The sequence below is a fragment of the Arthrobacter sp. MYb213 genome, assembly GCF_002979915.1.
Classification (GTDB): Bacteria; Actinomycetota; Actinomycetes; order Actinomycetales; family Micrococcaceae; genus Glutamicibacter.
In genome coordinates this window covers 84,862-108,899 of sequence record NZ_PCQA01000005.1, presented here as the reverse complement: position 1 = coordinate 108,899, position 24,038 = coordinate 84,862, and the positions used below count along the sequence as shown (strand labels likewise).

The following is a 24,038-nucleotide window of genomic DNA, read 5'->3' as shown; positions in this document are numbered from 1 at the left end:
GGACTCAATCAGTTGCTCGTACTTGGGGTTACGGCACCTGATATTTCGAGTCCCTGGCGTCGGTGATTAGCATATGCCCGGGGGCGTGTCCGATCGCCAGCGTAGGACGGGATTCCATGACAGCGGCCTGTGGGGACACGCCGCATGCCCAAAAAACTGGAATCGTTCCGTCCGGTATGGAGGGGGCATCGCCGAAGTCTGGTTTTCCCAGATCCGTGATGCCGATTTCTTCGGGGTTTCCCACGTGAACGGGAGCCCCATGAACCGCTGGATAGCGGGAGGTAATACGTACCGCGTCGGCCACCTGTGCAGCCGGAATCGGACGCATTGAGACCACCATCGGTCCGGTTAGACTCCCGGCCGAGGCGCTACGGATATTGGTCTTATACATAGGCACGTTGGTGCCGTTCTCGATGTGCGCAATACTGATGCCATTTTCGATAAGTGCCGCTTCGAAAGTGAAGGAGCACCCAACAATGAATGTCACCAGATCATCTCGCCAGTACTCGCTAAGATCTGCCGGCTCGGCAATCTTCTCGCCATTTTCATAGACGGTGTACTTGGGCAGGTCCGTGCGGATGTCTCCGTCGACTAGTAGCTCGCTACTTGTCTCGCCTGCTTCAAGGACGCCCAGAATAGGGCACGATTTGGGATTGCGTTGGGCGAAGAGCAGAACATCAAATGCTAGATCTTGCGGAACGATGATCAGGTTAGCTTGTGCGTAGCCGGCGCTGTAGCCAGCTGTTGGTACGCTCAGACCTGCTCGGAACAGCTCACGCGCTTCCTTGGGCGTCAGCCCTGCTCGCGCGCTGCGCTCTGGTTGTTCTAGCTTCATGACGTCTTCCTCCCCGAATTAGTTGGTACTTAAGCCCATAGCTTGGCTAGGCCGGTCAGTGACATCCACCCAAGGTAGATCGTCAGCACCCAGGTTATTGCGCCGATAATCAGTAGCCACGCAGGGTATTTGTAGTTGTCCAGTAGGTCGCGTCGACGCCAGGCGACCCAGAGGAGAACCGCAAAACCGACGGGCAAGATTAGTCCGTTGAAGGCACCGGCGAAGATCAGCAGGGTCTGTGGAGCCTGTCCTAGGAACAAGTAGATTACGGCGCACACTGCGATGAACGCGACGGTGATCAGGTTGCGAGTGCGTTCGTTGGTCGTTGATTTGGTGATGAAGGAAACCGAGGTGTACGCAGCACCGATAACCGAGGTCAGCGCAGCGGACCAGAGAATTACACCGAAGGTGCGGATACCGATTTCTCCGGCGGCCGCGCCGAATGCCTCGGCAGCTTTGTTATCACTGGTCAATGCGACGCCACCGGCGACTACGCCGAAGATCGCGAGAAACAGCAGCACTCGCATGACACCGGTGACGATGATGCTGAGCACCGAAACACGGCTAACTGCCTTGACGTGCTCGACACCGGAGGTGCCCGAATCGATCATGCGGTGGGCTCCGGCGTAAGTAATATACCCGCCCACGGTGCCACCGATAAGTGTGGTGATGACCAAGAAGTCAATATTTTCAGGCATCACGGTGTTCTTTAATGCTTCACCTACAGGTGGTGCGGCAACGATTGCCACGTAAAGCATCAACAAAATCATCAATGCTCCAAGGAGCACTACAATCCGATCGAGCGCCATCCCGGCTTTTTTAGACAAGAAGACGAGAATGGCAATAAGTGCCGAGATTGCGCCACCGATTTTTGCATCTACGCCCAACATCGCGTTCAAGCCAAGGCCGGTACCGGCGATATTTCCGATATTGAAGACGACACCGCCGATGAAGACCAGTGCGGCGAGGAACCATCCAACGCCTGGAAGTACCTTATTTCCGAGTTCTTGGGCACGCATTCCGGAGATACCAATAACTCGCCAGACATTGAGCTGGACTGCGATGTCTACCAAGATCGATACGACAATCGCGAAGGCGAAGGACGCCCCGAGTTTGACCGTAAATTCCGAAGTCTGAGTGATGAAACCCGGCCCAATGGCACTTGTGGCCATGAGGAACATTGCCCCCATAAGGGCTGTCCGCCGAGCCTTCGCGCTCATCTGCGGCTTTATCTCTGAATCTGCCATGGTCCCATCCATAACTATCGGTGGTGATTGCGGTCACCTTCGCGAGTGATGACTAGTACATTACAGGTTGTTGAACAATCTGCGCAAGGGTTTGTTGAACAATCCTTTTCGTACTAGCTCGTAGCAGGCATTTGACCTGAAACTACGTATCAAAAACAATTGCACAAGAATCGATTAAAAACGACACCCCGGCACTCAATAGCACATCTTTGGCTTTCGAGAACCGGGGTGTTGCTGGTAATAATTAGCCCTGGCGAGCTTTCATCCGCGGATTCTTCTTGTTGATTACAAATACCCTGCCGCGGCGGCGGACCACTTGAGCTCCGGGCATCTTTTTCAGCGCACTGATCGAATTCCTAACTTTCATTCGTTTTCACCTCGCTCCCATATCTTCTGCTGTTGCTGCTCTGGACCAAATCCACCTGAGGCACCATTCAGAGCCAAGACCTGGCCATCACTGAGTTCACACGATTCCAGCAGCGCCTTTACCTCGGCTTCGCAGTGCTCCGAACCGGTCAGTTCAAGATGAGTGCAGGCAATATCGCCTTCCCATGCGCCGGTTGATTCCATCCAGATTCTGGGCCCAGTCCCCGTAAGGGCCACGCGCACGCCGGGACAATTAGCTATCCAGAGCGTCCCTCGAACACACATGCACGTCGCTACGATATCCGGCAGTACTTCGCGGAACCGATCGGCGTCTAGCGGTCGCTCAACCTTAATGAGAATCTTTGTATCGCCCGCCTCCGGGGCGTCAGAGCCTTGCTGAAAGTGGCCGGGGCGGGATCTGCGAAGCGCTTCGTCATGGTCATACGTACCCAAAGCGACCTTGTCATGCACGGAGGTGAGCGTGGCGTGCGGCGCCAACTCTCGTGTTAGCTTCACGCCATGCCTAAATTGATCTCCGCAAGACATCAGGTGCTCGGCGGATTTACCGAGTAGTTCGACACTCAACCCTTCGACAAGCAGCAGGCTGTCAGCCAGGGCGATTTCACGAATCAGAAACTCTCCCGCAGTGCGCTCGTCATTGGGCATGGCATTAAAACCCGACTCCCACAGGGTCCTACGATCCCAGAATTGGTCTTCCATGGCGGCTGGATCCAGAGCCAGAACAGCATGGTCAATAGCAACCCCGCGCTCTTGGAGCTCCGAGCGCACGATGTCCAAGACTTGATCACTATGCCAGGTAGCCGGCAACGACTGAATGATCACTGCATCTTCGTTTTGGGGCAACAGCCGCAATAGGGTCGGAAGGATTTCAAATCGAACCGCACAGCCGACGCATCCATGTTCGAGCACGGATTCGGCGCGCTCACTGGCGTTGGAATTTCCTTCAACCCGGCGAAGTACACGATTTCCTTCGAGGAGATCGTGGCTGATAACCAGTGCCTCAGGATATGCGTTCAACAGTCGCTGGACCGCGACATTTCGGCAGTGAACTTCTAAGGATGAGACAAAAATAAGCTTCATAGCAGTTGAGTCTACATGAGAATGATTTGCAATAGAGATAATGCGTAATTGGCGCTTAAAGAAGACGGGCCGCTCAAGTTATCGTCTATGGATAACTTGAGCGGCCCGTGCCGCGGAGAACTTCTTAGTGGAAGAAGTGGCGTGCGCCGGTGAAGTACATGGTGATGCCGGCCGCGTTAGCGGCGGCAATTACTTCCTCGTCGCGAACCGATCCACCTGGCTGCACGACTGCCGTAACACCGGCATCCAAGAGAATCTGCAGACCGTCGGCGAAGGGGAAGAACGCGTCCGAGGCTGCGACAGCTCCCTGACTGCGCTGTTCAGACTCTGCGCCGTCAACGTTTTCTGCGCCGCCGGCTGCATCTGCACCCGATTCAACCTTTACCCCGAGGGTGTTGGCTCGCTCGACCGCGAGCTTGCATGAATCCACGCGGTTGACCTGGCCCATACCAATACCAACGGCCGCGCCGTCCTTAGCGATCAGAATTGCGTTGGACTTCGCTGCGCGCACCGCACGCCAAGCAAAGGCCAAGTCTGCCAAGGTTTTTTCATCCGCTGCCGCACCGGCTGCAAGAGTCCAGTTAGCCACGTCGTCACCGGCTGCGGTGATCTGATCCCCGGCCTGCACCAGCATGCCGCCGGAGACCTGGCGGAATTCGTTGATATTACGTGCGTAACCTTCTGGCAGAGCCAGCAGACGAATATTCTTTTTAGCCGAAAGGATTTCCACGGCTTCTGGCTCGAAGTTAGGCGCGATAACAACCTCGGTGAAGATGCCCTTAACCGTTTCTGCCATTGCCTTGGTGACGGTGCGGTTGGCAGCGATAACGCCACCAAAGGCCGAAACCGGGTCGGTGGCATGGGCCTTGGCGTGCGCGTCGGCAATCGGATCTACGGCGTCAGGGGAAGCTACCGCGACACCACAAGGGTTCGCGTGCTTGATGACAGCGACCGCTGGCTGCTCAAAATCAAAAGCCGCACGCAATGCCGCATCGGCATCCACATAGTTGTTGTAGCTCATTGGCTTGCCGTGCAACTGGTCAGCCTGTGCAATGCCGGCAGGAGCTGCCTCATCAACGTACAGGGCTGCCTGCTGGTGTGGGTTTTCGCCGTAGCGCAGAACCTCGGCGCGCTGTAACGCAACACCGGAGTAAGCTGGCCAATCGATCACACCGTCGCCGTCTTCATCCAAGAACTGGCTGGCGGTCCACGAAGCCACTGCGGTGTCATAGGCTGCAGTGTGAGCGTAAGCCTTAGCGGCAAGACGCTGGCGGGTCTTCAGATCGAAGCCGCCCGCTGCGGCTGCCTCGACAACCTGCGAGTAGAACGATGGGTCAACCACGATGGAGACCGCTGCGTGATTCTTTGCAGCCGAGCGGACCATGGCTGGACCGCCGATATCGATCTGCTCAACCACTTCATCCTGGCAGGCGCCCGAGGCGACGGTCTGCACGAAGGGGTAAAGGTTCACCACGACCAGATCGATCTGCTCGATGTCCATGGAGGACAGGGTGTCCATATGCTCGCTCACGCGGCGGTCGGCAAGAATGCCACCATGGATGCGTGGGTGCAAGGTCTTCACCCGGCCATCGAGCATTTCCGGGGAGCCGGTAACCTGCTCTACTTCGGTGACTGGAATTCCTGCTGCCGCGATCTTCTTCGCGGTCGAACCGGTGGAGACTAACTGCACGCCAGCTTTGTGCAACCCAGCGGCCAGTTCCTCCAGGCCAGTCTTGTCATACACGGAAATCAACGCGCGGCGAATAGCTACACGGTCCAAGACGGTCTTACTCACGAAAATGCTCTCCCGGCGGTGAGATGAAAAGGGGCGGGCGGCCATAGACCGCCGCACCTATTCTAGCGCCGGAAGCTAAAGACTGAGCAGTTCATGTCGGCGCTATTGAACTGGCTGTTCAAGCTGCGGAAAGTGCTCATCAAGTTGTTCTGGGGTCAGACAGAGTTCTAGGAGTTTTTCTGCATGATCATCATCGGCAACGTAGGCAACCAGATCCACCTTGGTTCGTTCATTCAACTCTTCACGAATCGAATGAGCGACCGCAACGAGGGTGTGATAATAGCGTTTGATCGTAGTTTCCCACCCCTCTTGCGTGGCTTGCTCGGTCATTGCATCGGACCAGATTTGTGCCGCTGGATCCTGGCATAACTCAATGGAAGACCAATGCCAATCGCTTGGCTCCCATTTATCCGAGTAGAAACTGTCGTTGTCCTCGGCTTCGAGATCCGCTTCGATAGCTTCTAAGACCTGATCAAGGTCTTCGGTGTCTTCATCGCTATCATCTGCTGATTGTTCGGACTCGTCATCCTGCTCATTGTCGGAGTCCATGAGTTCTTCACCGCCAAGGCGTTCCTCATTTTGCGCATCCGAACGGTCCTCGTAGTCGGCATCCTCATCAAGGTCTTCGCCGCGCTCCACAAGTAGCTCGCGTGACTCGCTTTGCCGGTCCCGTTCGAGTGCTTCCACAGAATTGAGCGCCAGCAACGGCATAGAGATATTTTCACTCTCTGTGGTGCTCACCCCGTGCAGGGCGATGGCATAAAAATTCTGTTCCGGGTGCTCAGCAATCACTTCTGCAGCGTGTCGAAGGGCAGCCACCCGTATTGCCTCTTCGAGAGCGGTCCAATCTACTCCCATGACCAGAGAATACTCCCATATGCCCTGTCATAACAGGCCTTGACGAAGCTACTGAATAAGCGTAGTGAGGTGCGTGGGGCTCAAGGTTTCGGTATGCTTCGTGGCGAACGTGCCACACTTTGTGAGGCCCCCAGGAAAGGCTATTCAAGGTGCCAACTGCCACCATTCCCTCCGGTACACAAGTTGTGCAGGAACTCCCCTTCAAATGGAAAGTCCAGGGAACCATCTTCATCATCGGTGGCCTAGGTTTCATGTTTGATGCTTGGGACGTGACTCTCAACGGAGCGCTGATCCCACTGGTGGCAGCCGAGTGGGGCCTGGACCGGCCCACCGCTGCGTTGCTGGGAACCTCAAATCTTGTAGGTATGGCGATTGGTGCTTTCCTTTGGGGCGGAATTGCAGATAAGTACGGAAGAAAGAACGCGTTCTCGCTGACCCTGCTGATGTTTTCGGTGTTCACCGTGCTTGGTGCGCTCTCCCCCAATTTCGGGTTTTTTGTGGCCTTCCGCTTCTTGGCTGGAGTTGGCTTGGGTGGCTGCATTCCGGTGGATTACGCCTTAGTCGGTGAATTCACTCCATCAAAACTGCGCGGACGTGTGCTGACCGCCATGGATGGGTGGTGGCCCATCGGCGCCGCACTGTCATTCTTTGTTTCCGGCTGGGTGATGGCCACTGCGGGGAACTGGCGACTTATCCTTGCCGTGATGATTCTTCCGGCGTTCATGGTGTTCTTGGTGCGTCTGAAAATGCCCGAGTCACCCTTGTTTCTCGCCGCGAAGGGACGAGAAACCGAAGCTCGTGAGGTCATCGATGATTTAGTTCAACGTACCGGAGCGACACCGCGGGATTACGTCATCGAAGCTGCGCCCGCGGGCAGGGGCCCACGCTGGTGGGAGCAAGTAGTTGAATTGTGGCGTTATTCGGCCAAGCTCACTGCCACGAGCTGGTTGCTATTTATCACCGTGTTACTGGTCTACTACCTCGCTTTGACCTGGTTGCCCACCATTCTGACCGAGGCAGGCATGGCGCAGTCCGCATCCTTCTTCGCCACCGCAGTGATGGCGCTCATGGGTCTGCTTGGTGTGGTGATCGCAGCCCTGCTGGTAGAGCGAGTAGGGCGTAAGTGGTTGCTTGGTATTTCGGCTCCACTTTCGGGTTTGATACTTGTTGTGGTGGCACGCAGTCTTGATGCACCAGCCACCGCAGTGGCCTGGATTCTCGTCTTTGGTGTCGTCGTACAAATTGCCATACCGGTGCTCTATGCCTACGTATCCGAGCTCTACCCCACCGAACTGAGGGCTAGCGGCTTTGGTTGGGCTTCAACGATGTCGCGTTTTGCCGCTGGTTTTGGCCCCCTACTCTTTGCGGCCCTGTGGCCAATCGTGGGACTGCCGTGGCTCTTCGCGGGGGCTACCGTGTTGGTCGTCGTGGCGATGTTGGTGATGGCCCGATTCGCTCCGGAAACTCGTGGACTTCAATTGGACTAGTCGTGCTGAGAACAGGCGAAATCTTTGGACAGCCCTGCCCTAGGGTGAAGCTATGAAGATGCCCAAACTTCCTGGAAGCAGCATCGGTATTCGCAGATTTTGCGCCGCCGTAGCGTTGCTCAGTTTACTGAGCGCTGGGCTGACTTCTTGTCAAGGGAGCTCACTGCCTTTCACCGCCTGCATGCCACCAGATTATTCTGTAGCTCCAAATAGTGCTGCACGTGGCGAAACAGTGAGCGTTGCGGCTCCCGAAGCTACCTGCAATCCGCGTTATGGTCAGGATGCACAGGTAGAAATCACCGTGATCGACGCGCACGGAAAAGACGTTATTCACCTGATCGCGCCGATGGAAGACTCAGGGAAATTTAGTTCCACGTTCGTGGTCCCCCAGAACGCATCGGCCGGTGACGCCTCCGTGATAGCTGTCCCCTATGATGTGGATTGGTGCGACGATACCGGGAAGAACAACAGGGTCGATGGTGCGTTAAAGATCGTTCGCACCTCATGCGTTCTACCGAGCGAGCCTTTAAGTATTACCAACAAATCCGGCCAGAAACGCTACCCCGTAAACCGGACTTTGCTCCAAGAACCGTAAGTCATGAAATCCCGCGGAACCTAATTCCGCGCGTAGACGTTGCTGATAAATCCTCTGGTGTTCAATCACTCCCCCACCAAGCACAATTGGTCCGGTAAGTTCTAGCTGTTTGGCGACCTCACCGATGCTTGTCACAACGTAGGTGATGGCCCGTTCAAGAATTTCTTTGGCCGCTGTATCCCCGGCAGTAATGGCGTCAAAAACTACCGAGGCACACTGAGCCCAGTATTCGCGAGTGGTTTGACCGTGAAAGAGCGCAATGAGTTCTTCTGGATGCTCGCAACGGCAGTGCTCTAGGAGCAGAGATGTCAGCACCGAACACTGCTGTCCGCGGTTGAATTCATCTAAAGCATGGCGCACCGCTTCACGCCCAAACCAATAGCCGGCGCCTTCATCACCTAAGAGATAGCCCCAACCGCCGTAGCGCGCGGTTCGCTCTTCAGCGTTCACGCCCCAAATTGCCGAGCCAGTACCGAGGATCACTGCAATTCCGGTCTGCGCGTAACCTGCGGCAAGGATCAGCCTCGTATCGTGCACGATACGCACCTCGGCTTTCGGAGCAAACTGTTCGATCAGCTCGCTCAGTGCCAGTTCGTCGGCTACCGTATCTATTCCTCCCGAGCCGGCAATGACCAAATCAACCGGTCCATCACCGAGCGCAGAGAATGCTTCACCCAGCGCCTGTTTGGCTTGATCCACGCTCACATTTTGCACATTGGCACTTCCGGTTCGAACCTCGGCCACTATCTGATCCCTTAGGTAACGAACCGCATGGGTTTTAGTCCCACCGATATCCAACGCGACTAAGTGCAGGGGTGCCGAAAGGGCGGTATGCGCTGATTCCATGAAGTCTTCTACCGCCAATTCGTCAAGGTCTTTGTTTCGTCTTATCTTGGCACACTTGTTCATTGCCAGAGCAGGAATTTTCGCTACTTAACGGATACCTGATTTTCTCGAACCGGGCACGTGAGAGTGCGGTGGATACTGAATACGGCAACTTATTAGATAGTCTGAAAGCAAGCTTATTCTTCTCAAGGAACATCGTTTCCGCGAAAGGCATTCATGCATGATGACATCTCTTTGACCACCGGGCGCGTCAAGCGCGTGCTCGATGAACGTATCCGCCCTATGGTCTACTCGGATTCAATTCCCTTAGAGGTGTCATGGCATGAGCTCGCCGGCGAACCAATCCCGGCATTAGAAGGCATAGCACTGGATTACACAGAAACTCCGGTCGGTACACAATGGGGTGCTGCCTGGGGTACTACGTGGTTTAAATTACGTGGTCAGGTTCCTAAGCACTGGGCAGGACGCCGTGTGGAAGCCGTCATTGATCTCGGATTTGATATCAACATGAGCGGATTTCAATGCGAAGGGCTCATCTATCGTCCCGACGGCGTCACTATCAAAGCGTTGAACCCACGCAACCAATGGGTGCCGGTAAGCGATAGCGCCGAGGGTGGGGAGCAACTGGAGCTTTTCCTCGAAGCAGCCTCTAACCCAGTACTTCTTGACTACCATCCCTTCCTTCCCACGGAACAGGGCGACCTCCTCACCTCGTCTCCGCGCAAGCTCTACACCATCCGCCGCATGGACCTGGCTGTCTTCGAGCCCGTAGTCCACGACCTAGTGCTTGATCTTGAAGTCTTGTTGGATCTGCAAGCTCAGTTGCCTGAGGGGCCACGGCGTATGCAGATTCTGCAGGCGCTAGATAACTCGATGGATGTGCTGGATTTGCAGCACATTGTGCTGACCGCTCAGTCCGCGCGCGACCAGCTAGTTCAGGTACTGGCAGCACCGGCAGAACATAGTGCCCATAAGATTTCGGCTATCGGCCATTCGCATATCGATTCGGCATGGCTCTGGCCACTGCGTGAAACCATTCGAAAGGTCTCACGGACCTGCTCGTCCATGGTGGAACTGCTAGATTACGATGAGGAATTCATCTACGGCATGTCGAGCGCGCAACAGTACGCTTGGCTCAAGGAACACCGTCCCGAGGTCTGGGAGCGGGTGAAGCAGGCAGTAGCCGACGGACGTTTCCTCCCCTTGGGTGGAATGTGGGTGGAATCTGACACCGTCATGCCCTCTGGCGAATCATTGGTACGACAGTTCCTCTACGGCCAGAAATTCTTCCGCGACGAATTCGGCATCACTTCGGCCGGCGTCTGGTTACCTGACTCCTTCGGTTATTCTCCGGCATTGCCACAACTCATGCGCCGAGCTGGATTCGAATGGTTCTTCACGCAGAAAATTTCGTGGAACCAGCAGAACAAGTTCCCCCACCACAGCTTCCTTTGGGAAGGAATTGATGGCTCACGAATTTTCAGCCACTTTCCGTCCATGGATACCTATAATTCCCAGCTCTCCGGCGAAGAAGTTGCTAAGGCTTCTCGCCAGTTCCGCGAAGCCCGCGTCACCAACAATTCAATCGCACCAGTTGGTTGGGGAGATGGCGGAGGTGGGACCACCCGCGAAATGACAGGCAAAGCCCGCCGCCTGGCGAACCTTGAAGGTAGCGCCATGGTGAAGTGGGAGCATCCAAATGACTTCTTCGACCGCGCACAGCAAGAAATGCCGTCTCCACCGGTGTGGGTCGGTGAGCTCTATCTGGAACTTCACCGCGCGACGCTGACCAGCCAGCATCAAACCAAACAGGGAAACCGTCGCACCGAGCAACTACTCGTTGAAGCGGAACTGTGGGCTGCGACGGCCAGCATTTATGCAGGAACTCAGTACCCTTATGAGCAGATCGATTCGCTGTGGCAAACAGTACTGTTGCATCAGTTCCATGACATCCTCCCAGGCACCTCGATCGCCTGGGTGCACCGTGAGGTTGTAGCGCGCTACGCGCAGGTTATCGAACAAGCCGAGGCACTGATTGCCGCGTCTCAGCAGGCGCTTGCCGGTACCGGTTCAAAACCGCTGACCTTTAACGCAGCTCCCTACGAACGCTCCGGGCTATCTTTTGGCGCGGCCGGCGAAGTCGAAACCACCACTGGCGGTGCAGTTCACGCGGTCGGGCAAAACAATGGATATCTGCTCGAAAATTCGCTCGTACGCATTTTTGTCACCTCCGAAGGGTTGATCACCTCAGCGGTAGATTTGTCGACCGGACGCGATGCTATCGCGCAGGGGCAAGAAGCAAACCTACTGCAGCTGCATCAGGACTTCCCGAATATGTGGGACGCCTGGGATGTAGATAAGTACTACCGCAACCAGGTCACCGACCTGCGTGAGCTTGAGTCGATTCAGCTTTCCCAAGATTCCGACGGAAGCGCAAAGTTGAGCATTGTGCGAAGCTTCTCAAAGTCCAAGGTGGTACAGGAACTAGTGCTGGCCCCGGGATCACGCACGCTGCAGATCACGCAGAGCACCGACTGGCATGAGGCGGAGAAATTCCTCAAGGTCGCCTTCCCATTGGATATTCGTGCAGAGCACACCATCGCAGAAACCCAGTTTGGATATCACCAACGCGTCACACACGTGAACACCAGTTGGGAAGCTGCGAAGTTCGAGACCTCCATGCATCGTTTTGTACTTGCACAGGAGCCAGGCTTCGGGGCTGCTCTGATCAACGATTCAATTTACGGTTTTGATGTCACCCGAGATTCCACCGAAGCTGGGATCTCAACGACGTTGAGGCTATCGCTACTGCGCGCTCCACGGTTCCCAGATCCGCATACCGACCAAGGTCTCCAGACTCACCGTTATGGGCTGGTCATTGGCGCCGATATCGCTTCGGCCACTAAAGCGGGTGCGTTGCTAAATAGCGCTGAGCGTGTCATTAGCGGAGCTCAGAGCGTAGACCCACTGGTGCGTCTCGAAGGTGCAGGTCTCGTGGTGTCCAGCGTGAAGCTGGCTTCGGATCAGTCCGGAGACTTAGTAGTGCGCGTATACGAGTCACTCGGACGCAGAGCGCGCGGAACCCTGGAGCTCAATACGCAGTTCACCGCTGTAAATACTGTGACGCTGCTAGAAGACCCGTTGGCCGATGAAACAACTGACGTAGTAGATGGCGCAGTTCAACTGGCCTTGGGCGCCTTCGAGGTAAGAACCCTACGATTTAAACTCTAGATTCATTCACTAAGACGGGAGGGGTCCAGCCGTCGGCTGGACCCCTCCTGTCATAATCAGTTACGTCGAGTCTTACTCACCACGGGGACGGTTCGTAATCCTTAAGGAAACAGCCGTACAGATCAATACCGCGTTCGCCATCAACTATCGGCTGGTAAACACGTGCCGCGCCATCTATCAGATCCAACGGCGCGTGCCACCCTTCGGCCACCATCCGGACCTTTGAATCGTGGGGCCGCTCATCGGTGATCCACCCGGTGTCCACGGCAGACATCAAAATTCGATCGGTCTGCAACATTTCTTCGGCGCTCGTGCGGGTGAGCATATTGAGCGAGGCCTTGGCCATGTTGGTATGTGGGTGACCCGCACCCTTGTACCGACGTGAAAACTGCCCCTCCATAGCGGAGACATTCACAATATATTTACGGTGTGCATCCGAAGCCGCTAGTGCCGGACGCAGTCGGGAGGCCAACAAGAAGGGAGCAGTTACATTGCACAACTGCACTTCGAGCATCTCCAGGGCATCCACACTTCCAAGGATCTGGGTCCAAGAATTTTCGGTGACCACATCGGGGACCAACCCACCAGCATCGATGGCAGTTCCAGCGCTAATGCGTTCTAAACTTGCTGACCCAGCGGTCATGGCAGCTTCGGCGAGCGCTTGCGCGTCATAGTGCGAGTTCTCCGATACCGTGAGCAACGCAGAGTCTTCGAGTCCCAGGGCACTGGCCAGCGCCTTGGGATGCTCGGCCGGCGGGTTGGCTTCACCCCAAATTTCAGGGCCACCCTCAGAGAATTCAAGTTCTGCCGGTAATTGCTGAGCTTCCGCTTCGATCAGGTGCTGATAGGAGTTCGAGGTGCGGCGCACCGTTTGCGCGGCGTTGTTGATCAAGATGTCTAAGGCCCCCCCCGGCAGCAACTCGGTCAGCCAACGAGATCACCTGGGCGGGGTCACGTAGATCAATACCAACGATCCGCAGCCTGTGGATCCAGTGAGCAGCGTCTTGCACCGCAGCAAAGCGTCGGGCGGCGTCTCTAGGAAAGCGGGTGGTGATGGTCGTATGCGCGCCATCACGTAAGAGCCGAAGTGCAATGTGCATACCAATTTTTGCTCGCCCACCGGTGAGTAGCGCACGTTTGCCGCTGAGGTCTACCCGGGCGTCTCGGCGTTCCCGGCCTGCTGCCGCGCACTCGGGACATAGGTAGTGGTGGAAGGCATCAACTGTGGTGTACCGCTTCTTGCAGATATAACATCCGCGCGGTCGTAGGTACTCCCCGGCGGTAAGTTCTTCGGTGCCGGAGCTCAGATCAAGGCCGAGGGTTTCGTCATCCAGACGTTGCGGGGAGCCGGTAGCGGTCCGTTCAATGGCTGCCCGGTCTGCCGCGGTGATCTCTGCGCGCTTCTGCGACTTCCGGTAACGCTTAGCTGCCTTGAACATATTGCTCGTGGCGCGGCGCACGGCGATATGCCGCTCGTCTTCGCTGGGAAGTTGATGCACTATCCCCAGCACTTTCAGCGCCGTCGCCAATTCGGCGTCGGTGAAGAGGGGCTCGTTGCCAGCCGGTTCGGCCAAGTCTGAATGTTCGCTCATATCGCCATCCATTCTACGTTGGCCTACGGTGAGCTATTTGTTCCGAGCCAAGTCTCCCAGGGTGGCAATGAGCAGCCGGCGTTCGACCACTTTGATGCGCTCATGCAAGGTTTCTTCGGTGTCCTCATCGAGAACTGCCACTGCTTCTTGACGCAGAATCGGGCCGGTGTCCACCCCTGCATCGGCAATGTGTACCGTGCATCCGGTGACCTTAACGCCGTAGGCAAGCGCGTCGCGCACTCCGTGCGCACCAGGGAACGAGGGAAGCAATGCCGGATGAGTGTTGATATAGGTACCGTCAAATGCGTTGATGAACTCTTCGCCCACAATTCGCATAAAGCCCGAGGAAACCACATAGTCAGGCTGATATGACTGGCATTTTTGAGTCAATGCGTGGTTCCATTCGGCACGGTCTTCGTAGTCTTTGAAATTAACCACAAATGTTTCGATACCGGCAGCTTCGGAACGTTCTACACCGTAGGTGCCATGCTTGTCAGCACCAACCGCTGCTATCTGTACATCAGCTAATTCATTGCTGGCGACGGCGTCGATAACCGACTGAAGGTTCGAACCAGTTCCGGAGACAAGTACAACAATGCGCATACTAGCCATTCTACGGTTCGCGGTGCGCTCACTTTACATACCGCCCGGCAGGTGAAGTAACAGTGCTCACACATGCCAATTCACTGCACCTAGACTGTGCTCAAGAGCAACCAGCATAGGAGCTTGTCATGACCGAGATCATCCCAGATAAGAAGAACTGGACCTTCGTTCTGGAATCTATCTGCACCCAATGCCACCATGATGTGCGTGAGGTTTCCCCTGCACAGGTAATTGAGCAACTGCCCCAGTTCGTGGACCGCTTTTTACCTGCTTTACACCGTCCGCAAGCAAAAGTTCGGACAGACCCTGCGCGCTGGAGTGATCAAGAGTATGTGGTTCATGTCGCCGACATGTTAGTGACGATGACCGAACGCCTGAAGTTGATGACGAGCCAAGATGATCCGACCTTCCCTGATTGGGATCAGGATCAAGCCGCCGAAAAAGGTCAGTACAACGATCTGGATACCGACACAGCTGCCACCCGGTTGAGAACTTCTGCGTCGCTTTACATGCAGAAGTTGGAAGCAGTTGATCCGACTGATTATGGCCGTCAAGGATTGCGCTCAAATGGAGCGGCATTTACCGTCGCAACCCTAAACCAATATGCCTGGCACGACGTATTGCACCATATGTGGGACTTGCAGGCATAGAGATTTACTAGGTCATATTTATTTCATTCGATATTTTGGTTCGGCGATTCTCGATGTTTAGACTTCTAGCTAGGCACCCAAGCCATCACCGATCAAGGAACTGATAAATATGAAGATTCGACACAGCGCTAAGATCTTTGCGTTAACACTCACCGGCCTCTTGACGGTTTCCGGGTGTTCTAGCGAGGATTCTAGAGTCGAAGAATCACAGTCTCCAACTTCCGCGTTCGAGCTCATGCCGCGACTCGTTGACGAAGCGACAGACAAAGATCAGCTTCCCGAAGGATTTGAAGCCAGCGGTACCTACGCGGTGGACTCGCTTCGCCACCTTGCCAGTTCGGGATATGGAGAGCACTTTGTGGCGGAGGGTAATTCCGGTGAATTGTGTCTGCTAACGGTCGCAGCGCCCAAAGAACAAGGTGATGAACCCGAGATTGCTTCGTCTACGTGCCCACCTGTTCAGCACGTGTTGGACAACGGCATTCTGTTAGAAGTCACCGGAGGTGAATCAAGCTTTGATGTTGTCAGCTACTTGCTGCCGCCAGATATTTCTGAGCAGAGCGCTACCGAAGCTATTAGGGAACTGGTCCCTGACAATCACAGCGATCTGCGCCCACCGGTCGAGATCATCTCCGCGGATTCAGCAGTCTTGCTCGTGATGACTTCGCAAACTTCCCAGCAACTGGGCGAGTTTCAGCTCCCACGTGCCAACGGTGAATCGTTGACACTACGTCCGATCCGTTAAGGCCTTGCCTCACACGTAAGCGCGGTTAGCCTTCGAGTACTGGATCGGTTTCGAATAGTGGAGCCACTAAATAGCCAATAGCCGTACCTAGCCCGATTTGTAGCGCTAGGGCACCGGCCGTGACCCACATATGTGGCCCTAGCTCGGTCAGCCTTCCTATGGCTAACGAGCCAGAGGACAGCCACGAACCGGCTAGGCTCACCAGACCTGCAGCGATTCCGGTGAACACTGCGAGGCACAGTGTCGAGACGCCAAGCGAAAGAATGTTGAAAGGTATGCGGCGGGCAAACCAATCCTCAAGGTGATTTTCGCCCACACGAAGGAAGTACCAACCGGCAACGATTCCAGCGATCACCGGCAACAACAGGAATAGCCATTGATTTCCTGCCTCACCCGATGGCAATGCGGCGAAAAGTGGCATCGAAGGTAGCGGACCCACGGTCGTTTCGAGTGTTGAAAGGGTACTGCCAGTTCCAATACTGAAGCCTCCGCCGCTAATCCACGAAAGTACCCAGAAAACCGCGTTCGGGATGAGTCCGAGCTGCAGTAACGTGAGCGCGAAGGATCCGATAGGACCTGGGCGCAGCTCTTGGTAAATATTTGCGACATCGGCCCAGTGCAAGCCTACGGTGATGCTCATGAGAATTCCGGAAATGGCTACCGCTGCCATATATCCAATGAACCCTGCCACGATCACGTGCCACACATAGGTTCCGGCCCATCGGCGGTGCGGGGAAATGCGTGAAATATGCGCCGCGACGTCTACACCGATCAGTCTGCCCCAAGAGCCTGCTTCACGGCGTGCACCAAAAATCAGTCCAACAAAAGCGATGATTAAAGGGATAAACGTGGCCGATATGAGGTTGGCCTTGGCGTAGGAATTACTAGCCAAAAACGCGACTCCGGTGCCGATAGCTCCGTAGGTGATAAATGCTCCGGCCAAACCTTGCCAAAGCTGGTCGGTGTAGGAGGCTCTAGCAATGCGCCGGCCGGCACGCCAACAAAAGATCAAGGGCAATAGACTCAAGCCCAAGGGCAGCAAAGTTAGCAGACCTGAAACCGCGCTCGGGTCCGCTTCCGGGCCGAGGTTTAGCACTTCAAGTGGCACCCCATGAATGAGCAACCACAGCAACCCACCAAATTGCAGGATCGTCTCAAATGAATTTTCGAGGAATCCACCGCTGAAATACACCGCCACCAGAGGCACGGTTAACAGTGCCATGCAGAAAACGATGGACTGTACAATTTCGAATACACCCTGCAGGGCAAGAGGCATTGGCCATCCGTTGCGTAGACGCAACATCACGGCTTTCATGGGTTTCTTTTCGCGGCTCATCATCTTCAATGGTGCCACCATTGGCGTCGCCGGTTGAGAATCGACGCGCAACGGTGGCACATCACCTCACCGATGCAGGTATCAGTAGCTCGCCGGGGCGGAGCTTTGTGACTCACCTTTAAAACTAGCCGCGAGTGCCTCGGTAGCTCGGGCCAACAGTGCAACATCGGCACCGACACCCACATAATCGGCACCGTCCTCGATGTACTTGCGTGCGCTGACTTGATCAAAAGCATTAACGCCTGCGTATTTCCCGGCAGACTTTGCGGCTTGAATCGACTTCATGACCCCAGCGACCACGTCTGGGTGACCTTGTTGTCCAATAACCCCCATGGAGGCGGCAAGATCTGACGGGCCGATAAAGATCCCGTCGATTCCTTCGGTGGCCACAATATCGGCGACATTGTTTACAGCCTCGGCGGATTCAATCTGCACCATCACGGTGATAGTCTCCGCCGCACGGGTGAGGTAGTCCGGTATGCGGTTCCAGCGGGCCGAACGAGCCAACGCTGAACCGACACCGCGGACGCCCAGTGGCGGGTAATTGCAAGCCGCTACCGCAGCTGCGGCTTGCTGTGCGTCATTAACCATCGGGATGATCAGTGATTGCACACCAAGATCTAAGAACTGCTTGATAATCACCGGGTCATTGACCGGAGGGCGAACCACAGGAATTGTAGGATAACCGCGGACCGCCTGGAGCTGTGCAAGCACATTTTGCAGATCGTTTGGCGAGTGTTCAGCATCAATGAAGAGCCAGTCAAAGCCGGCACCAGCACAGATTTCTGCATTCAGTGCCGAGGCAGAGCAAACCCAAATGCCAGTTAAAGCATGGTCAGCGCCGTGCAAGGCGTCTTTCAGAGATGGGTCTGGCTCTACTCGAAATGACATGTCACTGTTCCCATCGGTCCGTAGTCGGCAAAGACCGTGTCATTTTCATTGACCCACATAGGTCGGGTGAATGAACCGGCCAAGATGATCTCTCCGGCTTTGAGCTTGTCGCCGTGTGGGGCGATCTTGTTAGCCAGCCAGTACACGCCGGCTGCCGGGTGGTTAAGCACCCCTGCGGCTACGCCGGTTTCTTCCACCGTCTGGTTCTTGAAGAGGATTCCCGAGACCCAACGCAGGTCGATTGCATCAGGCTTCATAGGATTTCCACCCATGACCATCGCACCCATAGCTGCGTTGTCGCTAATGGTGTCGACGATGGTGCGCCCTTCCATTTCCACGCGAGCGTCGAGGATCTCTAAGGCTGGAATGACGTATTCGGTGGCTTCAAGTACATCGAAAATATTGGCGTTCGGGCCCTCGATATCCTTCTTCAGCTTGAAGGCAAGTTCCATCTCGACTCGTGCACCGGTGAAGTCAGACCATTTAAAACTCGCGCCTGAGTCGTAGAGCATGTCATCAAAGATGATCCCGTAGTCCGGTTCGGTAATACCTGTAGCCATCTGCATGGCCCGCGAGGTCAACCCGATCTTGCGTCCTACAAGTTTGCGTCCGGCGGCTTCCGAGCGCTGTCGCCAGAGGTTCTGGACGCGGTAAGAATCCTCCACCGTCATCTCTGGGTAGCGCGCAGTTAAGCGCGGAACCGGAGTGCGAGTGGCTCCTGCTTCGACAAGTTCATCGGCAATCGCCGTGATAGTTTCCTCGGATAGCATCGACGGCTACACCTTTCGCTTTCGAGTTACATCTACGTGAGCACCTGGATGATGTAGCTCACAAGGAATAATGCTATCGAGCTTCAAGGTTTCTGGCACATCGTACTAACATTCGTACCCCTAATATTTAGCGCGGTCATGCCAAATCCATGCTTTAGCTTCTGCTTCCTTGCACGCTTGCTAGCAAGGCTTCAAAAGGAAGAGTTGTCAGCGGATCATTGGGATTAGCCGTGTCACTGACCGATGGCGCAATCGAACGCGTATCACCTAAATCGCTATCTGCCTGCAAGGTTCCCTCATCGACAGACAAAGCTAAAACGACTTCGCGAGCAGCGCGACGGGTTCTCTCGGACAGTGTTCCGGCAAGTCCTTGGCCGCCAAAGTCTTCGGAGGCAGCGAATACGGTGGTCGGCATAACCTGAGTGCGTAAATAGGAGAAAATCGGCCGCATGGCGTAATCAACGGCGAGCTGATGACGCTGCGAACCGGCCGTTGCTGCTAACACCACTGGCTTCGCTTCTAAGGACCGCGGATCCAGAATGTCGATAAAGGATTTAAACAGTCCCGACACTGAAGCAGAGAAGACCGGGGTGACAGCCACCAAGACATCCGATGCGACCACCGCATCGACAATCTTCTGTAACTCCGGAGGCGCGAAGCCGGTGAGCATGTTGTTCACAATATCGTGGGCGTACTCACGTAGTTCTACGTTCAGCACGTCAGCCTGGACGCCAGCAGAGGCAAGTTCAGAAGCGACGCTTTCGCCAATCTGACTCCCCAGAAGTGAAGTGCTCGAAGGGTTACCCAGACCACCGGAGATGACCACGATTGACTTGCTCATTTTCTATCCTCACTTCAAATTTATATGCGTATGCATGTAATAACGAGAGTATCGCAGAATCTATTCCAAAATCCGGGAAAGTTTGCGAACTCACATTCGCGGATTTTCAGTATTGTGACGCTCGCCAAGGAATTGATATGATCTAACTCATGAGCAACGAACAAGCTAAGCCCGTAAATCAGCGCGACATCGAGTCCGGCGTCCGTACCGACTTCCGAAATGCCATGTCATACGGCAGCTACCTGGATCTGGAACGAATCCTTTCCGCGCAGCATCCGGTAAGCGTTCCTGAGCACCACGATGAAATGCTGTTCATCATCCAGCACCAAACCAGCGAGCTGTGGCTCAAGCTGATGCTGCATGAAATGCTCGAAGCACGCCGACTCATCGAGGCCGATGACCTAAGTAAGGCACTCAAATGCCTCGCCCGCGTCAAGCACATTCAGAAAACCTTGACCGAGCAATGGTCCGTGCTGGCCACGCTGACGCCGCGCGAATATGCACAGTTCCGCGGGTTCCTTGGCTCATCCTCTGGCTTTCAGTCCTTCCAGTACCGGGCAGTGGAATTCATCCTCGGCAACAAGCACGAAGGAATGCTCAAAGTGCACGAGGCAGATCCACAGGCTCATGCGACACTCACACAGCTATTGCACGAGCCGACACTGTACGACGCATTCTTAGCCGCACTCTCCCGTCAGGGATATAAGATTCCTGCCGAAATCCTCGAACGCGATGTCACCAAACCCTGGGAATACCAAGAATCCCTCATCCCAGTATTCAAGGAAATTTACGAGTCCGAAGACACCGCGTGGAGCCTTTATCAAGCCTGCGAAGATTTGGTTGATGTCGAAGACAACTTCCAGGCGTGGCGCTTCCGCCATATGCGCGTGGTGCAACGAACCATTGGTTTCAAAACAGGTACCGGAGGCTCCTCCGGCGTGAGCTTCCTCAAGCGAGCCCTGGATCTGACATTCTTCCCAGAACTATTTGCGGTGCGCACCGAAATTGGCGCCAGCTAACTCTCTGGCCGCGTTCGCCCTCGACGATTTTGAGTCACGCTTTGGTAGCGCAGCGTCGGTGGTGCGAACCATCGCTGGCCTATATCTTCGCCACCAGAGCGTACCTATCCCCCGGCCTCGGGTTATCGAGCTAGCCTGCGCGGCAGGAATTTCCTCTCCCGCAGCACAAACTGCTACTTCCCGACTCATCGACCGTGGACTGCTAGAAACGGTGCAATCGGGCGAGCTAACGGTCACCGCTCCCGCCAAATCGATGTTTGCCCGTGGCAATAGACGGATCTTTACGCCACGGCACATGTCGAACGCAGACCGTTGGGTGTTAGTTGCCTTCTCCGTGCCTGAGTCACTACGCGCACTGCGCCACCAGCTACGCAAACATTTCATTCAGCTCGGTGGCGGACTGGTCTCGGCAGGGCTTTGGATCTTTCCCGAATACCTTCATGCCGAAGTATTAGAAGTGCTCAATGCGCTCAAGGCTCGAACGTACGCGACGCTTTTTGTTACTCAAACTCCTCAGTACCCTGGGGATGCCCACCAAGCCGCGGCACAGTGGTGGGACCTAGCAAAAATTTCGAAACTGCATCATGCATTCCTTGCAGCTACCGCAGGACTCGACGCGGCCTCAGCTGACGAGCAGATCGCCTACCGAAGCTACGTCACTCTCATTGATGCGTGGCGGGCTATACCGTACCTAGACCCTGGACTTCCCGAAACGATGCTTCCAGAGCGCTGGCCCGGACAGGAAAGTCGACAGCGTTTCTTGGAAATATCAGGATCCTGTCAGGGCCGGGCACAGAGCTACGCTTCCCTACTATTAGGTCACTAATTAAATGTAGCGAATTTGGCTCATGACCAGACTGGGGCGTTGGCACCGTACGGCGGTGGCGGTGCCAAATAATCCATTGCCATTCCCGACGCACGAAATGGTGGCGGGACGTAGCTCAGAGTTCCGAAGGTACTGCCCATGGTCCGCAGAACGGGCTTTTGTAGGCGTTCAACTGGAGCCGTCGTGACGGGTAGCTCAAGCAAGCTTGCGGCGGTGCGCGCCAGCGAAAAGCGCACATGTCCAGTTCGCCCTTGAACACGTCGGGCATCGGCTAAGGCGATGATGGCTGCAGCCAACCCATATCCAACCGAATGGTCCAACGCTTGCACCGGCAAAGCTCCCGGCTCCCCATTGACGTCCTGGTAAATTTCGGCGATTCCGCAGGCAGCTTGGACGATACTATCGAATCCCCGATTAAACGCGTAGGGTCCGTCATATCCCCAAGCACAAAGCTCGCCAATGATGAGGTTGGGATACTTTTCGCGCAGCAAATGAGCGTTTAGCCCAAAGGCATCCAATGCTCCTGGCCGATACCCGAGCAATACAACATCAGCGCCTGCAAGAAGACGTTGAATCTCTCGGAGCTGGTGCACCTCGCGCAGGTCTGCCTCAATGCTCTTCTTACCGAACCCAGTCACAATATATTGACCGTTGAGTTCGGGCATGTGCGGCGGGTCTATCCGGAGCACCTCGGCGCTCCACAAGGCCAAGGTACGCGACGCTGTCGGGCCGGCGATAACGCGCGTAAAATCCAAGACGCGCAACCCCCGAAGCGGTTGAGCTGGGTCAGCAGAGTATGTCCAGAGCCGCTCTTGGGTCACTTCACTCATCGTGAAGTCCGCCCATGGGCCACGTGACGCGCTTTTTCCCATCTCAGTATTGTTCCATTGCGCTCTTGAGCGAACGCTGGTGGCGATTGCGCCATGTCCAGTTATATCTGCCGCCGCTTCTTCAGCCGACCGGGTCAGAAGGTACTCCGATAAATTCTCGGTTGTCTCAAAATTTAGCGCTTGATGCAATGCCCGCTGATGATGTTCATAATTAGCATGAGTGCGTATCCACCCATCACGAGTGCGAAAAAATCTGGAGTTCGCGCCGAAGGACGGTATTTGCCGACCATCAACCTTCAGATGCTCGGATGAAGCAAAAACTTGAGCGACCCCGTGAGCATCGACCGAGTACATACCTTCGGCATTGACCAATTTGTTAATTGTTGCGACGCAAAGTTCGGTAGCCGCCAGTGCTAACCCTTCAACATCCAGCGGGCCACCCCACCAGCGACGTGGCCCATCCCAGTGCTGAGTCCGCTGCCCATCGGCTAAGCCCGCATGGACAAAGTCCGTGTCGAGACGCGGCAATTGCCTTGAATCTTCGGTGAACTGATGTGCCGGAAACCGCTTAGGTGCCATTGCTCGAGAATGCCATCGGGACCCGGGGCAAGCAAGAAATTCTCGGTGGCTAGCCATGTGAAAGTGATTTCACCGTTTAAATACTTTGAGCTCATGCCATTCCCCAAACGGGGAATGGCATGAGCTCAATGCGGAAAGCGAAATTAGTTCGCTGGAACGTTCAAGGTCTGTCCAACCATGATCACGTCTGGGTTGGTCAGCTGATCATCGTTCAAGACAAACAGTCCACGCCAATCCTTTACGCCCAAGCTGTCAGCAATCTCTGCCAAGGTATCGCCGGACTTCACGGTGTAGTTCTTACCCGAGTCGGAAACCTTGATATTGAATACTGGCGCCTGTGGAGCGGCTTCGACATGCTTGCCCGCGTTTGGCTGAGCAACCTTCTTGGAGCTGGTGGTGCGCTCCAGTGACTGCGATGGGGCAGCCTTCTGGGTGCTCTGCTGCTTCGGGGCAGCCTGCTGCTTAGGAGCGGCCTGCTGCTTCGGGGCAGCCTTCTGCTTAGGAGCGGCCTGCTTCGGTGCTGACTGGGTCGAGCTGCCCGAAGGGGAACCGCTGATACCTAGCTTTGCGGTACATGCTGGCCATGCACCCCAGCCCTGAACCTTTTGAACCTTGCTTGCAATACGGATCTGCTCAGCCTTCGAAGCCTGGTGAGCCATTCCTGAGCCACCAAATGCCTTCCAAGTCGAAGCTGAGAACTGCAGGCCACCGTAGTAACCGTTACCGGTATTGATGGACCAGTTTCCGCCGGACTCACACTGAGCCAACTTGTCCCAGGTGCTTGCAGCCGAGGCTGGCACGGTCGAAGCGGCTACCGCGGTGCTTGCAACTGCCACGGCAGCCAAGGTGGCTCCGCCACGACGAATGATGTTCTTGGTCTTCTGCTGGATCATGATTCTCCAGTGCTCTTCCACGCTCAGGCCTTCCTAGGCCATCCTCGTGCACCGCTCAGCGTCGCATTTCGACTTTTCTGAAGCACTGCCATGGCGAGCGGT

General features: G+C 55.4%; 20 protein-coding genes and 1 pseudogene. 6 read left to right on the top strand and 15 right to left on the bottom strand.

The window, feature by feature from the left end; translation table 11 throughout:
- Positions 1–28 precede the first annotated feature (28 nt).
- From CQ011_RS12915 to CQ011_RS12890, 6 genes are all read right to left on the bottom strand, one after another.
- Entirely contained in the window at positions 29–835 is an 807-nt protein-coding gene (locus CQ011_RS12915; RefSeq protein ID WP_105678134.1) for a putative hydro-lyase, read from the bottom strand.
- A gap of 29 nt (positions 836–864) precedes the next feature.
- Positions 865–2,082, bottom strand: a complete 1,218-nt coding sequence (locus tag CQ011_RS12910) for an NRAMP family divalent metal transporter (protein WP_105678133.1) — start codon at positions 2,080–2,082, stop codon at positions 865–867.
- Between the two features lie 244 nt (positions 2,083–2,326).
- Positions 2,327–2,449 (bottom strand): type B 50S ribosomal protein L36, encoded by a 123-nt coding sequence (gene ykgO / locus CQ011_RS12905; protein WP_105678132.1) that lies wholly within the window; start codon positions 2,447–2,449, stop codon positions 2,327–2,329.
- Positions 2,446–3,549 (bottom strand): GTP-binding protein, encoded by a 1,104-nt coding sequence (locus CQ011_RS12900; protein ID WP_105678131.1) that lies wholly within the window; start codon positions 3,547–3,549, stop codon positions 2,446–2,448. The genes ykgO and CQ011_RS12900 overlap by 4 nt, the downstream gene beginning before the upstream one ends.
- A 124-nt stretch (positions 3,550–3,673) precedes the next feature.
- Positions 3,674–5,344 (bottom strand): bifunctional phosphoribosylaminoimidazolecarboxamide formyltransferase/IMP cyclohydrolase, encoded by a 1,671-nt coding sequence (gene purH, locus CQ011_RS12895; RefSeq protein WP_181148116.1) that lies wholly within the window; start codon positions 5,342–5,344, stop codon positions 3,674–3,676.
- 102 nt (positions 5,345–5,446) lie between these two features.
- Complete coding sequence (locus CQ011_RS12890) at positions 5,447–6,202, bottom strand: DUF4303 domain-containing protein (RefSeq protein WP_105678129.1); 756 nt, start codon at positions 6,200–6,202, stop codon at positions 5,447–5,449.
- Positions 6,203–6,351: 149 nt separating this feature from the next.
- Between CQ011_RS12890 and CQ011_RS12885 the strand changes: the two genes are divergently transcribed.
- Positions 6,352–7,689: an MFS transporter gene (locus CQ011_RS12885; protein WP_105678128.1), complete on the top strand. Its 1,338-nt coding sequence runs from the start codon at positions 6,352–6,354 to the stop codon at positions 7,687–7,689.
- 526 nt (positions 7,690–8,215) lie between these two features.
- Here the strand turns inward: CQ011_RS12885 and CQ011_RS12875 are convergent.
- A complete protein-coding gene (locus CQ011_RS12875) occupies positions 8,216–9,130 on the bottom strand; it encodes an N-acetylglucosamine kinase (RefSeq protein WP_105678288.1) in 915 nt (304 codons plus the stop codon).
- 216 nt (positions 9,131–9,346) lie between these two features.
- Between CQ011_RS12875 and CQ011_RS12870 the strand changes: the two genes are divergently transcribed.
- Entirely contained in the window at positions 9,347–12,361 is a 3,015-nt protein-coding gene (locus CQ011_RS12870) for an alpha-mannosidase (protein WP_105678127.1), read from the top strand.
- Positions 12,362–12,437: 76 nt separating this feature from the next.
- Here CQ011_RS12870 and CQ011_RS12865 read toward each other — a convergent pair.
- Both CQ011_RS12865 and purN read right to left on the bottom strand, forming a co-directional pair.
- Positions 12,438–13,953: pseudogene (locus CQ011_RS12865) on the bottom strand (SDR family NAD(P)-dependent oxidoreductase).
- A gap of 33 nt (positions 13,954–13,986) precedes the next feature.
- Positions 13,987–14,556 carry a phosphoribosylglycinamide formyltransferase gene (purN, locus tag CQ011_RS12860; protein ID WP_105678126.1) on the bottom strand — a complete coding sequence of 190 codons (570 nt, stop codon included), beginning with the start codon at positions 14,554–14,556 and terminating at the stop codon, positions 13,987–13,989.
- 128 nt (positions 14,557–14,684) lie between these two features.
- On the opposite strand from purN, the gene CQ011_RS12855 reads away from it, so the two are divergent.
- Complete coding sequence (locus CQ011_RS12855) at positions 14,685–15,206, top strand: DinB family protein (RefSeq protein ID WP_105678125.1); 522 nt, start codon at positions 14,685–14,687, stop codon at positions 15,204–15,206.
- A gap of 109 nt (positions 15,207–15,315) precedes the next feature.
- Positions 15,316–15,951 carry a hypothetical protein gene (locus CQ011_RS12850; protein ID WP_105678124.1) on the top strand — a complete coding sequence of 212 codons (636 nt, stop codon included), beginning with the start codon at positions 15,316–15,318 and terminating at the stop codon, positions 15,949–15,951.
- A gap of 25 nt (positions 15,952–15,976) precedes the next feature.
- Here CQ011_RS12850 and CQ011_RS12845 read toward each other — a convergent pair whose 3' ends face one another.
- The 4 genes from CQ011_RS12845 to CQ011_RS12830 all read right to left on the bottom strand — a co-directional run bounded on the left by CQ011_RS12845 (position 15,977) and on the right by CQ011_RS12830 (position 19,789).
- On the bottom strand, positions 15,977–17,338 hold the full coding sequence (locus CQ011_RS12845; RefSeq protein WP_286161189.1) for a cell division protein PerM: 1,362 nt from the start codon (positions 17,336–17,338) through the stop codon (positions 15,977–15,979).
- 30 nt (positions 17,339–17,368) lie between these two features.
- Positions 17,369–18,178, bottom strand: a complete 810-nt coding sequence (locus CQ011_RS12840) for an aldolase/citrate lyase family protein (RefSeq protein ID WP_181148115.1) — start codon at positions 18,176–18,178, stop codon at positions 17,369–17,371.
- On the bottom strand, positions 18,163–18,948 hold the full coding sequence (hpaH, locus tag CQ011_RS12835; protein WP_096253701.1) for a 2-oxo-hept-4-ene-1,7-dioate hydratase: 786 nt from the start codon (positions 18,946–18,948) through the stop codon (positions 18,163–18,165). Before hpaH ends, CQ011_RS12840 begins: the two co-directional genes overlap by 16 nt.
- Positions 18,949–19,102: 154 nt before the next feature.
- A complete protein-coding gene (locus CQ011_RS12830) occupies positions 19,103–19,789 on the bottom strand; it encodes a CE1759 family FMN reductase (protein WP_105678123.1) in 687 nt (228 codons plus the stop codon).
- Positions 19,790–19,938: 149 nt separating this feature from the next.
- On the opposite strand from CQ011_RS12830, the gene kynA reads away from it, so the two are divergent.
- Complete coding sequence (gene kynA, locus CQ011_RS12825; protein WP_105678122.1) at positions 19,939–20,808, top strand: tryptophan 2,3-dioxygenase; 870 nt, start codon at positions 19,939–19,941, stop codon at positions 20,806–20,808.
- The gene (locus tag CQ011_RS12820; RefSeq protein ID WP_105678121.1) at positions 20,795–21,634 is read left to right on the top strand and encodes a PaaX family transcriptional regulator; all 840 of its coding nucleotides are present in this window, start codon (positions 20,795–20,797) and stop codon (positions 21,632–21,634) included. The genes kynA and CQ011_RS12820 overlap by 14 nt, the downstream gene beginning before the upstream one ends.
- Positions 21,635–21,654: 20 nt before the next feature.
- On the opposite strand, the gene CQ011_RS12815 is transcribed toward CQ011_RS12820, so the two are convergent.
- Both CQ011_RS12815 and CQ011_RS12810 read right to left on the bottom strand, forming a co-directional pair.
- Positions 21,655–23,043: a CoA transferase gene (locus tag CQ011_RS12815; protein WP_181148114.1), complete on the bottom strand. Its 1,389-nt coding sequence runs from the start codon at positions 23,041–23,043 to the stop codon at positions 21,655–21,657.
- 143 nt (positions 23,044–23,186) lie between these two features.
- Positions 23,187–23,936: a LysM peptidoglycan-binding domain-containing protein gene (locus CQ011_RS12810; protein ID WP_105678285.1), complete on the bottom strand. Its 750-nt coding sequence runs from the start codon at positions 23,934–23,936 to the stop codon at positions 23,187–23,189.
- Positions 23,937–24,038 lie beyond the last annotated feature (102 nt).